The 14,043-nt window shown below is 36.3% G+C and carries 8 protein-coding genes and 1 tRNA gene; 2 read left to right on the forward strand and 7 right to left on the reverse strand.

Translation table 11 applies throughout. From position 1 onward, the window contains the following. Positions 1–60 precede the first annotated feature (60 nt). Genes AC1EK4_RS09800 through AC1EK4_RS09820 form a run of 5 tightly spaced genes read right to left on the reverse strand, consistent with a single transcriptional unit; the run spans position 61 to position 10,159 of the window. Complete coding sequence (locus tag AC1EK4_RS09800; RefSeq protein ID WP_036899837.1) at positions 61–1,422, reverse strand: nucleobase:cation symporter-2 family protein; 1,362 nt, start codon at positions 1,420–1,422, stop codon at positions 61–63. Positions 1,423–1,426: 4 nt separating this feature from the next. Next, positions 1,427–1,999 carry a xanthine phosphoribosyltransferase gene (xpt, locus tag AC1EK4_RS09805; RefSeq protein WP_036899830.1) on the reverse strand — a complete coding sequence of 191 codons (573 nt, stop codon included), beginning with the start codon at positions 1,997–1,999 and terminating at the stop codon, positions 1,427–1,429. A gap of 52 nt (positions 2,000–2,051) precedes the next feature. Beyond that, positions 2,052–4,925 (reverse strand): PD-(D/E)XK nuclease family protein, encoded by a 2,874-nt coding sequence (locus AC1EK4_RS09810; RefSeq protein WP_480358083.1) that lies wholly within the window; start codon positions 4,923–4,925, stop codon positions 2,052–2,054. A gap of 5 nt (positions 4,926–4,930) precedes the next feature. After that, on the reverse strand, positions 4,931–8,134 hold the full coding sequence (locus AC1EK4_RS09815) for a UvrD-helicase domain-containing protein (protein ID WP_480358086.1): 3,204 nt from the start codon (positions 8,132–8,134) through the stop codon (positions 4,931–4,933). A 3-nt stretch (positions 8,135–8,137) separates the two neighbouring features. Next, on the reverse strand, positions 8,138–10,159 hold the full coding sequence (locus AC1EK4_RS09820) for a DUF5686 family protein (protein ID WP_036899823.1): 2,022 nt from the start codon (positions 10,157–10,159) through the stop codon (positions 8,138–8,140). Between the two features lie 133 nt (positions 10,160–10,292). Here AC1EK4_RS09820 and AC1EK4_RS09825 point away from each other — a divergent pair, with 133 nt between their 5' ends. Both AC1EK4_RS09825 and AC1EK4_RS09830 read left to right on the forward strand, forming a co-directional pair. Then, the gene (locus AC1EK4_RS09825; protein WP_036899821.1) at positions 10,293–11,786 is read left to right on the forward strand and encodes a glycoside hydrolase family 10-like protein; all 1,494 of its coding nucleotides are present in this window, start codon (positions 10,293–10,295) and stop codon (positions 11,784–11,786) included. 8 nt (positions 11,787–11,794) lie between these two features. Beyond that, complete coding sequence (locus AC1EK4_RS09830; protein WP_480358088.1) at positions 11,795–13,048, forward strand: D-alanyl-D-alanine carboxypeptidase/D-alanyl-D-alanine-endopeptidase; 1,254 nt, start codon at positions 11,795–11,797, stop codon at positions 13,046–13,048. A gap of 121 nt (positions 13,049–13,169) precedes the next feature. Here the strand turns inward: AC1EK4_RS09830 and AC1EK4_RS09835 are convergent. Together AC1EK4_RS09835 and AC1EK4_RS09840 are read right to left on the reverse strand one after the other, a co-directional pair. Beyond that, positions 13,170–13,240, reverse strand: a tRNA-Cys gene (locus AC1EK4_RS09835). 119 nt (positions 13,241–13,359) lie between these two features. After that, positions 13,360–14,043, reverse strand: a 684-nt coding sequence (locus AC1EK4_RS09840) for an IS30 family transposase (protein ID WP_480358091.1), incomplete at its 5' end; no start/stop codon positions are given.

The raw sequence follows: 14,043 nt of genomic DNA on the forward strand, positions 1-14,043 counted from the left end.
CTGATTTTATCAGAGTCTTTACGGTGCAATCACAATATCTATTGCATCGCGACAAATCTATTATTCCTGTTCTTCTTTGATATGGATGAAAGCATTTGCAAGAATAGCAGTAAGACCACCGGTTGTAATACCAGAAGAGAATATATTCTTGATAGTTTCAGGCATTTGGTCAAGTATTCCCGGCACCATTTCAACACTGAGTCCCATAGCAAAGCTAAGTGCAATCACTAATATAGCTTTTCTATTGAGCCTAGTAGACGCAATAATCTTAATACCTGCGGCAGCTACTGTTCCGAACATGAGGAGGGTAGCACCACCAAGAACCGGATCGGGAATTAACGAGAAGATCAATCCTACAATAGGGAACAGGCCTAGTACAACCAATGCGGCTGCAATAAAGTATCCAACATATCTTGATGCAACACCCGTAAGTTGAATCATACCATTATTTTGTGCAAAGATGGAGTTAGGGAAAGAATTAAATATAGCTGCAAGGAAAGAATTAAAACCATCGGCGAGGATACCACCGGAGGCTCTTTTTATAAAAACAGGACCTTCTACCGGTTCTCCGGAAATCATAGAGTTGGCAGTGATGTCACCATAAGCCTCGATGGCTGTAATTAAGTAAATAAGTCCCAGTGAAATGATTGCTGAAATATCAAAATTTAGTCCATATTTAAATGGGACAGGAATGTTAAAATGGTTGTATGAACTTATCTCACTAAAATTAATCATATTGAGTCCAATAGCTACTCCACATCCTATCAATAGTCCCAAAACTATAGATGACATACGAAGAAATCTATTGCTACTTCTGTTGAATAGTATAATAGAGACAAGAACCAATGTGGCGAGTGCAAGATTGGTAAGGCTTCCAAAGGTACCATTAGCTTGGGCTGCAGCGCCACCACCGCAAGAATTAATACCGGCTTTAATAAGACTCATACCGATGAGCGTTACTACAATGCCAGATACTAAAGGAGTGATAATTTTACGTGTATATTTCAGTAAACGGCTGATAAGCATTTCTACAACAGAAGCAACCATACAAGCTCCAAAGATGTAGCTAAGGGCTAATTCCGTGTTTAGTTTACCAGAAACCATGCCTAAAGCTCCTGCTCCGATAATAGGACCAATAAAAGAGAAGCTAGTACCTTGAATACATAGTAAACCTGTACCGACAGGACCTAGCTTATGGCATTGTATAAATGTAGCGATACCTGATACAAATAATGACATGGAAACGAGGAAACCGGTAGTTCCAAGGTCAAATCCTAGAGCACTTGAAATAATCAAAGGTGGGGTAATGATTGCTACGAAGATAGCCAGTAGATGCTGTAGTGCTGCGAAAAGAGTTTCTTTGAGTGGTGGACGATCGTTAAGACCGTAGATAAGTTCTTTTGGTGAATAGTTGTTAGCCATGTTTTTATTCATCTCTTAATTTGATTTCACAATTATCAAGAGAGTCTACAATAGCCAAGGACTCGCATCTGACACCTTCGGCCTCAATGACATCACGTCCATGTTGGAAAGCTTTTTCGATTATAAATCCCATACCCACTAATTCGCATCCCGCTTGTCTACATAGAGCAATGACTCCTTTGGCAGCATTGCCATAAGCAAGGAAGTCGTCGACAAATAGTACCTTGTCGTCTTTTGTGAGATAATCTTTAGAAATGACAACATGGTATTCGCGCTGTTTAGTGAAAGAGAAAACTGTAGTTGAAAGCATGTTATTCATTGTTGATGGCATCTTTTTCTTGGCAAAAACTACAGGTAAATCCAATAGGAAGCCCATCATAATGGCCGGAGCTATACCAGAAGCTTCAACTGTGAGAATTTTATTAATTTCAGTAGAAGCATATCTTCTTATTAGTTCTATTGAAATTTGTTTCATCAGATTAGGATCCATCTGATGGTTAATAAACTTGTCTACTTTTAGAATTCCACCCGGAAAACATTGGCCATCTTTGAGAATTCTGTCTTTTAATGCTTTCATTGATTTTAAATTTGATGTGCAAAGGTACTCATAATATTTGAATGTATATAATTCAACACTTGCAAATTTTCAGATAAGGACAATTTATACACCGATTATTGTCGCTAGTAGGAGAAAATGGTATGTGTGAATTAAATAATTCTTCTAGCTTCTGTTTCAATAATTCTCTATATATATGGCTATAGTCTTGTATGTCCGAAATCCTATTACCATTGATTTTTAGAGTAGATTCAAAGTCTTCTTTGATTGCATGTTGGATGAATAACAGGGAAGGGGATACAGGCAAGTTTGAAGGATTTTCCTTATTGTCATTTCTAACAATTATGGCATAAAGCATTGCCTGCAGAAAGTAATCTGTATGATTTTTTAAATTCGTACCGGCAAAAATGCTTTCTACATCTTTAACACTCATCTTGTCATTGCTACCGGTCTTGTAATCTATGACACGGATAGAAGACTCTTGATTTATAGCTTCAATACGATCTAAGCGGTCGATACTCCCATAAAGTACCAAATTCTTTTTCCCTCTTTCTGTATTAAGTTCAATAGAAGTCTCAACTTTTTTTTCTAATCCCAAAATTCTAAAAGGAGTATGCTTTACATCCAATTTTAACAATTGTCTAAGATAGGTCAATAGTACTTCACGATTGATAAACTGTAAACCGCTATATTCTAATTTTACCTGATTCGACGTCTTAAAGAGTTCGGTTCTAAAGGCTTCATCTATATAGTATTCTAATTTTAGACGATCTTTTCCTTGAATAACCTGCTCCAAATCTGATTTCGTAACTAAACGCTGTTGCTCCAAGAATGGTTGATAAAATAATTCTGCTGCTTTATGAAAAATATTACCAAAGACGCGATTGTCTACTCCCTCATCATCGGCGTTATCCGGTTCTGCTATGCTGGCTATATATCTATAATAAAATCTTAATTGGCATCTGATGTAGGTGTTAATTGCCGTGGGTGATAAGCGTTCTATATTTGTTAGTATATCATAAGCTTCTCCTTCTTTTGAAATCTGTTTAGCTATCCCCGGACTAGGAGCTTTATCAGAATTCATGATGTAACGCTTAATATTATGGGGGCTTTCTACTAAGAGCTGGAGCATAAATCTACTCATCTCTCCAGTTTGTCCGTCTGTCGTAGAGTTATTATACGTGATGGTTATATCTTTAGCTCGCTGAAGTAGTCTATTGAAATAGTATGCATAAATAGACACCTTATTATCTATTGTAGTAAGGTTGAAAGCCTTTTTAATAGAATAAGGTATAAAAGATGTATCATGAATCCCCTTAGGCATATTACCTTCGTTGCATGAGAGTATCAATAGGTGGTCAAAGTCTAGATTTCTAGTTTCGAGGACTCCCATGACTTGGATACCTACTGCAGGTTCTCCATGGAAAGGAATGGTAGTGGTCTGTATAAGTTGATTTAACAGCTTTTGAAATGTTGTAAGGTCAACATCTAGATCACCATTTATAACAAGTCCAAACAAACGATTTACAAGGGTATAAGTTTTGAAAATCGATTCTTGAAAGAAAGGAGAAGTTTCCTCGCCTCCCTCTTTGCTGTCTCTAGCATAGTTGATGCCTATTTGTTTGAGAATTTGAACTAGCCAAGTTGTTATTTCGCCAATGTTATCATGGAATGTAAAGAGGTGCTTTAAATCTTCGGTTGTTGACAACTCATCAGTAGAATAATAGAATTGTCTTTTTTGATGTATGTGATCTAATAATTCCCTTGTATATGATGTGATTAATCTTGCATGAGGATGTCGTAAGACTTTCTCTATCCAATGTGTTCGAAATTTTTGTGTATCTCTTCTGTATCCTTGTAGTTGGAGTACTACGAGTAATCGTATTAAGGAGGCTATGGGAGTAAGTTGCAAAGGATAACCTGTAGTAATATTTATCTGCTCTGCTTCTGCTGGTATGCTATGAATAATAGTTGGTAATAGATTCTCATTACATAAAACAATAGCACTCTTCTTGCCAGCTTTTATACGATTGTTATCGCGTAACCATTGACCAACATATCTAGCTTGCATATTCTCTGTAGGGGAAGCTATAAATGAAAAGTCCTTTGGGCTAGACATATTATTATATATTTCGGCAGAAATAGTATCCAACTCATTTGGGTAACGCATAAGATGCTGAGCAATATAGTATCCTGCTTCATTTTGATGAGAGATATAGCTATTGTCAAAATCCCAATAGAAGAATGCTTTTCCTTCTTTTTTTAGCCTGTCGCAGAGTTGTAATTCAACCTTTTGCATCATGTTGAATCCAACAAAAAGATAATAATCGTATTGAAAAACTATACTATTATCTTCAGCCACCTCTCTATATAATTGTCCTTCATAGGCTAACCCTTGCGACCGAAGAGTATCTCTAAATTGATTATAAATGGTATCAAGATGATTCCATAGGTTTTCAAATCTCTGCTTTAAGAGAGATTGGTGATCTGCAGGGAAATTGGAAAAAAACTTCTTTAAAGTTTGTATCTGTTCTTCATTTAAATAAGATGAATCGTCCAGCCTGTGTATATCTTTGAGATTGGTGAAAAGTGTTTGGGCTGATGCCATGTTTTTATCAATGTCATCAAAATCGTTTAATAATATTTGTCCCCAACTATAAAACTGATCTAATGTTTCTATTGATTGGGTACATGATACGAATACTTTATGTAAATCACAGACTAGCTTAATAGAATCGGCAATCTTTAATGTGGAATGTTTACAAAATAAATCGCTAATAGTAATGTAGTTAGGACTCCAAATGGGACTATCAACCATTCTAGCTAATTCTTCATTCAAGAATAAAGACGCTCTCTTATTTGGAAAAACCACTGCAATATGGGAGAGGTTGTTACCAAATTTCTGAATGATATTTTCTGCTACATGATGTAAAAAAGATGTTGCCATGATTCTTATTTAACTTCTTTAATTTGATTAGAGTACACAAACCAAAGATAACCTTTAACATAGGTATATCCCATATCAGTCAAAATTGTTATATATTCCCTTACCTGTTGTTCGTATTCTGGATGATAAATGCCAAACTTAAAATCAACTACAATAACCTGTCTATCGTTAACCATGACACGATCGGGACGTCTAACTTCAACAATATTGGACAACTGATTGTAACGTAAGATGTTACATTCGTTGAAAAGTTGCCAGTTGCCAGAAAACCATTCTTTAATAATAGGATGCTCAAATCGCTTATTAATTAGATTGGATATTCTATCATAAGTAAAAGAGCTATCATTGTCATTAAATATTCCCTCCATTTCTAGTTTGCTAAGAATTTGAGGTATATCTTTCGAAGTGTTGATGGAAGAGAATATTTTGTGTAAAATATTGCCATGGAGAATATAGTTAGTTCTCTCCGTCAGAGAGATTTCTTTATCCATGTTGTTAATGAAATCGTTGCTACTATTGCTTTGCCTAAATGTAAGATTGATGGTAGGGCGATTTTGTATTTGTAAATCCATCTTAAGATAGTTTGGAGTAAATACATTGGCTTCATCTTGTTTGTGGCTTTTTTCCGTAGACGCAATATCAAGTTCACCTTCTTCAAATGAGTAACCTTCTATAAAGTCTTGAATAACTTTGGAACGACCAGATTCTTTATCGTCTTGTTTGCCATATACAAACAAATTTCTTTTGGCTCTTGTAAAAGCTACATACAATAAATTGATATTATCAACTACATTCTGTAGATATTCATGATAATAATCTTCTTCATAGATGGAACCAACCATCCATTTGGAAGAGTAATCAACAGGGACGATAGGTAGGAGATTGTATGGGTATTCTTTTGGGGAACACCAAATCTGCCTGTCGGTTCTGTCTAACTTCCAGTCACAAAACGGAATGATGACATGGTCAAATTCCAATCCTTTACTTTTATGTATTGTTATAAGTCGAATACCGTCAGTTTCGGTTGTCTGTATTGTATTTTGATGTAAGTTGTCATCCCATTCCTCTAAAAAGGAGCCAATATCAGGAATATTGTCTTGCATATATCTTTCTAAAATATCATAGAATGCACAGATATATGTATTTTGTGACTGTATGGTCTCGATATGGAAAATGCTATATATCTTTTCGACCATATCTATTATCGGCATGTGTTGTAGCTCTTCGATATGTTCTGAAAATTGTTTTGGCAATATGTCGTTGATATGTTCTGATTTCTCGATTACTACATTGCTAGTTACATTCTTTATATAAGTATTATATGCCTTGGATAAAAAAGCTCTAGCAATAAGGTCATCCGGTCGCGCGATAACTTTCATGGCATTTATGAGAATATTTACAGCTATAGATGAATCTAACCGAAAGGCTTCGTCTGAAACTATTGGGATGTCGGGCCATGTAGCTGTAAAGTATTCACTGATGGTTTGTATGCCTTTGTTGTCTCTTACAAGAATAGCAATGTCATGTATTTGAGCGCCATTTACCAGAAGAGTGTGAATCGTGTCTGCAACGCTTTGAAGCATGGCCTCTTGATACAAATCGTTAGAATTAAGTAGCTCTATTTTAATGAGCCCCTTAGGTTCTTTCTCTGCAGGAATTTCTTGGACAACATCTGAATATGCCCTTTTCAACTCTTCGGCTTCTTTACTTTTTAGTTCTGTGAGTTTGTCGTACTCAGCCTCAACAACTTGAGTGAAGAAGCGATTATTAAATTCTATAATATTTCTGTTGGAACGATAATTAGTACTTAGTGAATGGCATGCTACTGTTTCTGTATCCTCAAACTGCTGGGTAATATTATTTAAGAGTCTCCAATCTCCAGAACGCCATCGATAAATACTTTGTTTTACATCTCCGACAATAAGGTTTGGGCTATATCCATGACTCATGCATTCTAGTAAAAGTGTTTTGAAGTTTTGCCATTGGACAGTACTGGTATCTTGAAACTCATCTATCATAATATGTTCTAGCTGCGAACCTATCTTCTCGTAAATAAATGGTGCATCGTTCCCTTGTATCATCTGTGAGAGCAATGTTTGGGTATCACTTAACAAAAACCTATTTGATAGTTGGTTGATTTCATGAACCTTGTTTTCTATACTATTTAATAGTCTCAATTGGTACATGTGTCGAAGGGTAAGTGTGGCACTTTTATAATTACGTGCTTCTACTACTCTTATTGATTCTGTTGCGTGGAGGAGGGGAGAAAGTTGAGTTTTTGCTAATTCATAAATAGGCTCTCCATCTTTACAGAACTTTTTAGTTACCCATGCATCAGGGTTTTCTGATGCGTTTTGAGCTGATTTATTGTAGATCTTTTCATCTTCCCAAAACTCTCCAGATTTTAATTTTAGAAAATAGCCGCATGCCCCTCTGTCTCCCTTACTAAAATCATTAATATTAAATCCATGCTTTTCTACTATATCAAAGAATATTTGTGCTTGAGCAGCCATTTTATCTTTAGCTTCTTGCTGAATCTTTTTAATCTCCTTCGTATATTGATAGAAAAACTTATCATCACCAATGGTGGCACGGAGCTTTTCACTATGTTGCTTATAGTACTCTTTAAAGATACTCTCCCCAAACGACTTGATTTTTCCAATGACATTCCAAGATTTGCCATCATCCATATTTTCTTGAATATAGTCAAGAATCCAATAGATGATTTTATTGCCTTTTTCTAATTGGTCTATTAGTTCGTCAGTTGCCTGATGTTCGATTTGAATATCATTGAGCCCTACGTTAAGTATTGCCGAGAGCTCTAGTTCTCTAGCAAGATTTCTCAAAATGGTTTGGAAAAAGGCATCAATGGTCTCTACCTTAAAATAGTTATAGTTGTGTAGAAGGTTATGGAGGGCTTGACCACAGCGATTCATTATGATTTTTATTGGTAGTTTTGTTTCGGCTGCAATCTTGTCTAAATAAGGCTTGCTAGCTAGTTGGTTTTTCCAAATCCCATAAAGCTGCCCAAGAATACGTAGTTTCATCTCTTCGGTAGCTTTATTTGTGAAGGTAACAGCTAAAATTGATTTATAGTTGACATTTTCATCAATTAGTAATTTGATATATTCTATAGTAAGCGTGAATGTCTTTCCCGAACCTGCGCTAGCCCGATATACTGTTAAAGTATTATTTTGATGTTGAGTCATAATCTACCAGTGTCTAAATAATTCGAAACCCAATTTACATCCGAAATCTCTGAATCGTCCATTTTCATTATTGACGAACATACCGATGGAGAATAATCTTGTTGTAAACCCATATCCCATTTCTATGTATGGATGAATTGTTTTCACACATAAACCACTAAGATAGAAACGTTCCATTTCTATAAAGTGACCAACCAATGGAAGTCTTGAAATAAATAGTAATGGGCTTTCGTATGTAAAATTCGTTCTTGCGTACCATTTAGAGGCATTATATATGTTAGAGTTTAGTAATTCAAATTCGCCACTCCAGTCGTCGTTCCAACCTCCGGGAAGATTGTTCTCTCTAAAATTCTCAAAATCAAGGAAATAAGCGGACTCACCTTTCTTGGTATATAAACCGGTACCAATTCTCATTTGTAGAGATTGGAGACGTGTCAGACGTTTAATCCATTGCATATCTAACTCCCAGCGTTCATAATTAATATCTCCACCAAGAAAATTCTTTATACCGCGTTCATAATCTAATGCTATCAAAGGCCCGTTCCAAGTTCTTGGACGCCATTGAATTTCGGCCATTGGAGCTACGGATACATAGTTAGATGGTAATCCTGCGGCTTCATATCTTTCGTGTTCCATGGCTGAGCGCTTATGAGCAGAGATTCCAACTTGAAAGCTTATGTATTTATTAATATCAAGATTATTCTTGATTTTTACATGCATGTCCTTGAAATATTTACTTCGGCTATAATCACTATAGGTAGATTTAACTCTCTTTTTATCTAGTTCACTTTCTATAAGTTCATTTCTAATCCAGTTCCCGTTTTCTAGCTGCATTTCTATATAAGCATTTTTTTGCTTATTATAATAAAATACGGTTGGAAGTTTGAAATAGAATTGATGTCTTTTAAATGAATAGCTCGATTTTAAGCGAATATAAAACTCTCTATTGGAATCAAAATCATAGTTTGTTCTTAAATCAAGTTTGTAGATGAATCCGCGTCTATCGTCATATCCCATATAAAGAGGATTAAAGATGGGATCCATCCTAAAATATCCTTGGTTTGCTTTTCCATAGTTAGATCTAATTCGGTTTAAAATATTGTCACCAATTATATCCCATAATATTTTTTTTAGTGGACTTGTAGTTTTGGGTTGAATTGTCCTTGTTTTGATTTTGTTGAAATACTCTGTATACGTATTTTGCTCTTCTGCAGAGAGAGGAATAGGGCGCAATTTTTCCATGAGCTGGTAATCATGGGAATCACCAATGCTATCCGTAAAATGTGGAGTTAAGCCATATACAGCTTGAAAGTGTCCATCGGTTTTATTGCCCAAGAAAGAGAAATTACAGGTCAGTATAGCTTCTTTTGGAACTAATGCATACGCTCCATTTCTATTCATATTTAAATTCAGGGTGAATTTGACCATATCGTATTCACCATTTATTAGCGTTTTAATAATGCTGCCGGTTTCAATATCTATAAGTGCTTGACCTTTTATCAGTTGTGTGTTCTTCAGTCGTGGCTTGAAGTGTAGGTTTGCTATTCCATTTTTCATAAATGCAATGGAATATTTATAATATCGTCGATTATAATAATTAAAAGGAGATAATAGGTTGTCACCAATCATTGTCTCTGCATAAAGTCGAGGTGTAAGATATTTCAGCACGTTAGACATGCTCTTTTTATGATGGGGTACTGTAGTTACATCTAGCAGATTGCGGGTTGAGTATCTCTCAATATTTTGTGAAGTAATTTGTTCTAAGGTCTCACCTATATACTTTCGGCTCTCTCCATGTGCTACAGCATACATCGTAGGAACCGCTAATAAAATAAAGTTACGTTGTTTTACATTTAATGAGTATTTGGTATAAGTATAGGATGTATTTGGCTTGATATTCGTAGTGTCAACAGTTGCTGCAAATGAGAAAACTCGGTGTAGCAAGAGCGTATCAGAATGCGCTTTTGCAAATACATTGGCAGATGACAGTGCCAGTAAGATTATATAGAGCCATTGCGTTTTCATCAAATTGTATTTAGGCCAAAGTTAATAAAAAGCAATCGAATACAAAAAATAATGGTGTTTTTTTATTAACTTTGCCATCTGTCTACCAGTTATTTTACTGTTCAGCCAAATATGTACATTACACTTATTTAATATGAAACGCTTAATATTTCTATTTTTGATTTTTCTTTTATTGATTCCATGTTTTGGTCAAGCTCAAAATAAACGTGAGTTTCGTGGAGCATGGATTCAGTGTGTCAATGGCCAATTTCAGGGGCTAGGCAGTCAAAGGATAAAACAAATGCTAACTAGCCAATTAAATGAACTACAACGGGATGGGGTTAATGCTATTATCTTTCAAGTAAGGGCTGAATGCGATGCTCTTTATGCTAGCCCATACGAACCTTGGAGTAGGTTCTTGACTGGCCAACAAGGATTGGCGCCACAGCCCTTTTGGGACCCGTTAGAATGGATGGTAAAAGAATGTCATAAGCGTGGAATGGAATTACATGCATGGATAAACCCTTTTAGGGCGAAGACAAAATCTACATCAACGTTGGCTTCAAATCATATTGCTATTTTACACCCAGAGCGTGTCTTCTCATATGATGGTCAATTTATATTGAATCCCGGACAAGCCGTGAATAGAGAATTTATATGTCGCATAGCTACCGATATTGTAAAACGTTATGATATTGATGGCTTCCATATTGATGATTATTTCTATCCGTATCCTGTAGCTGGTTCTATGATTCCTGATGATAAAGAATATGCCGAAAGTAGAAATGGTATTAACAATCGTGATGACTGGCGAAGATATAATGTGAATCTATTTATTAAGCAGTTGTCTGATTCTATTCATTCTGTAAAACCTTGGGTCAAGTTTGGAGTCTCACCGTTTGGTATATATAGAAATAAGGCAAATGCTCCACTGATAGGAAGTGAGACTAGGGGATTACAGAACTATGATGATTTGTATGCTGATGTCCTTTTATGGGTTAATAATGGCTGGGTAGATTATTCTGTTCCACAGTTATACTGGCAGATTGGTCATCCTACAGCAGATTATGCTACTCTTATTCGCTGGTGGAATCGACATGCTTCTCATAGGCCTCTTTATATCGGCGAGAGTGTAGAGCGCTCTGTTAGTACTCCGGATTTAACTAATCCACAAAAAAATCAGCAAACCGCAAAGTTTGAACTCCATAAACAAATGCAGAATGTAAAAGGAACTGTCTTGTGGTATGCTAAAGCTGTTACAGATAATATGGGTAACTATGGTACAATGTTGCGTGAACATTATTGGAGAAATCCTGCACTCCAACCTCAAATGACATTTATTGATGATAAAGCACCAAAGAAACCTAAAAAGGTGAAGCCGGTGTGGACGAGCGATGGTTATATTCTATTTTGGAAAGCGCCTAAAGCGAAGAAATGGTATGATGTTGTGACCAAATATGTTATCTATCGTTTTAAAAAAGATGAGAAAATAGACATAGAGAATCCTAATTGTATTGTAACGATAACCGATAACACCTTTTATAAATTGCCCTATGACAAAGGTATGGAGAAATACGTCTATGTTGTAACGTCTTTAGATCGCATGAGCAATGAGAGTAAAGGGGTAAAGAAAAAAATTAAGTTGTAGAAGGTTAAATGAGTAGAAGGATTATTGATAATAGGTTATATTCTCCCTTGCATGTAATTGTAGTATTGGTTGTAATATTTTTATTCTATGCATGTGGAAATGATAACAGAACGAAAGAAAAAAGACAAAGCCTAGTATCAGAGAATGTCGAAATTGATAATGCTCTGTATGAGCGACTCGTAGAATTTGCAGCGAAGCCGCGGGCAAAAGGAAATTTTGGCTTTTTTGTTTATGATCTTACAGCAGATAAGCCTGTCTACGGAGTGAATGAGAATGTAGCACAATCTTCAGCTTCATGCTTGAAGCTACTTAGTGGGGTTGCCGGGTTGCAATTGCTGGGTACTAAATATCTATATACAACATCTTTGTACACATGTGGAACTGTAAGTGATGGAATACTACACGGTGATTTAGGTTTTCGAGCGGATTTAGATCCACAGTTGCAAGGAACTGATTTCACAATGTTCGCTAAAGAGCTAAAACGGCGTGGTATTAAAAAAATCAGTGGTAAAATTCGTTTGGATTTATTACTTCATAAGCCAGTACAGAGTGAGAAGCATTGGTATCCTTGGGATTTAAGTTTTTCACACTATAGTATTCTTTACAAAGGAGCACCACGTGTTATACGTGACTTTAAGTCTTCACTTCGTTTATATGGAATCCAAGTGGCCGATAATCAAATTGTTATAGCAAAGATTTCCAAGAAATTTCATTGTATTTTTCGCTTTTATCGTTCAATAGACAGAGTGACGCGACGCATGTGGAAGAATAGTTCTAACACGCAAGCTACATCTATGCTCTACACTATTGGACATCGTGTGAATCCTGATATAGAACCAACTACCGCAGGTGTACAATATTTAAAGACCTTTTTAAAAGATACATTACAACTACATGATTCGACATTAGTTGTTCACGATGGTTGTGGATTATGTACTCATAATCATCTTTCACCAGTCGCTCTCACAGCAATATTACGCTATGGTTATCAACACAAATCTATTTTCCGTATGTTATACAATCAATTGTCTATTGCAGGTGTTGATGGTACACTGCGTAGAGAAATGTCCAGTTCTAAATTAAGAGGAAAGGTGAGGGCCAAAACTGGAACTCTTTCTCATCCTTATGGTATCAGTTCGCTTGCAGGATATTGTATTGGTAGTAATGGGCATCTTCTTGCTTTTGCTATTATGGATACAGATATGTCAGTGTTAGATGCGCGTGTGTTACAGCGTAAATTATGTGAAGCATTGGTACAATAGGGGAAAAAGCATTTCATAGATAATATTTAGGCTCAAAAGATAGAATCTTGCTGAGCCTTTTTTGTATGTGTATTAACCAATAAAAATACAAAGAGTGAAGATAATTCTTCACTCTTTGTAGAGGTACCTAGCAGAGTCGAACTGCTCTACACGGTTTTGCAGACCGTTACCTAACCGATCGGCCAAGGTACCTTGTTAATTGCGGATGCAAAGATAGAGTATTTTTTTGATATGGCCAAAGATTTGTTTGCTTTTTCTGTAGATTTTTTCTCTCGCAGACTCAACCGCAGAGTCAACCCACAAGTGCAAATTTATAAAACGTATTTGAAGAATTCACACTTTGGAGTAGAAAAGTTTAATTTTTCTCTCGGTCTTTCGTTCAATTTCTTTTGTATCGACATAATTCTCTTTTCTGTATAATGTTCAAACGAATCCTTTTTCGGTATATATTGTCTGATTAGTTTATTTGTATTTTCAATAGCTCCCTTTTGCCAAGAACAATATGGATCAGCGAAGTACACGGGCACGCCTAAGCACTTGGTAATGTCCTTATGTGCTGCAAATTCAGGTCCGTTGTCTGTTGTAATGGTCTTCAGCCTGTCCTTGTATGGTAGCAGCAGTTTCCTAACTACCTTTGCCAGAGGCTTTGACAGCTTTCCAAATGGCAGTTTCTGCATAAGTAGCATATTGGTGGATTTCTCCACCAGTGTGAGTGTGGCTTTTCCAGCTGTCATTGATGGCTTCGTTCCACCTACACCCAGTGTTACACGCTGTAAGTTCAATGGGTTCTTTTGCTGCGCCTTAGCACGCTGCATGGTTGTGTCGAACTGCTGTTTACTGCGCTGAACTCCCTGCTGAATACCTACGGCGAAGTTCATTGCTTGTGCCTTTTCTGCTGCGGTCATTGGTTTACCACCAGTGGTAGGCTTGCTTGCAGGTTGTGCCGGTTGGCTTACAGGTGTAGGTGTATGTTCAAATGCAAAAGCGTGCAATCC

The organism is Prevotella sp. C0026C3 (assembly GCF_056590795.1).

Excerpts from the sequence above, each read along its gene's own strand:
- AC1EK4_RS09800 (WP_036899837.1), bottom strand. The coding sequence starts at position 1,422 with ATGGCTAACAACTATTCACCAAAAGAACTTATCTACGGTCTTAACGAT.
- xpt (WP_036899830.1), bottom strand. The coding sequence starts at position 1,999 with ATGAAAGCATTAAAAGACAGAATTCTCAAAGATGGCCAATGTTTTCCG.
- AC1EK4_RS09810 (WP_480358083.1), bottom strand. The coding sequence starts at position 4,925 with ATGGCAACATCTTTTTTACATCATGTAGCAGAAAATATCATTCAGAAA.
- AC1EK4_RS09815 (WP_480358086.1), bottom strand. The coding sequence starts at position 8,134 with ATGACTCAACATCAAAATAATACTTTAACAGTATATCGGGCTAGCGCA.
- AC1EK4_RS09820 (WP_036899823.1), bottom strand. The coding sequence starts at position 10,159 with ATGAAAACGCAATGGCTCTATATAATCTTACTGGCACTGTCATCTGCC.
- AC1EK4_RS09825 (WP_036899821.1), top strand. The coding sequence starts at position 10,293 with ATGAAACGCTTAATATTTCTATTTTTGATTTTTCTTTTATTGATTCCA.
- AC1EK4_RS09830 (WP_480358088.1), top strand. The coding sequence starts at position 11,795 with ATGAGTAGAAGGATTATTGATAATAGGTTATATTCTCCCTTGCATGTA.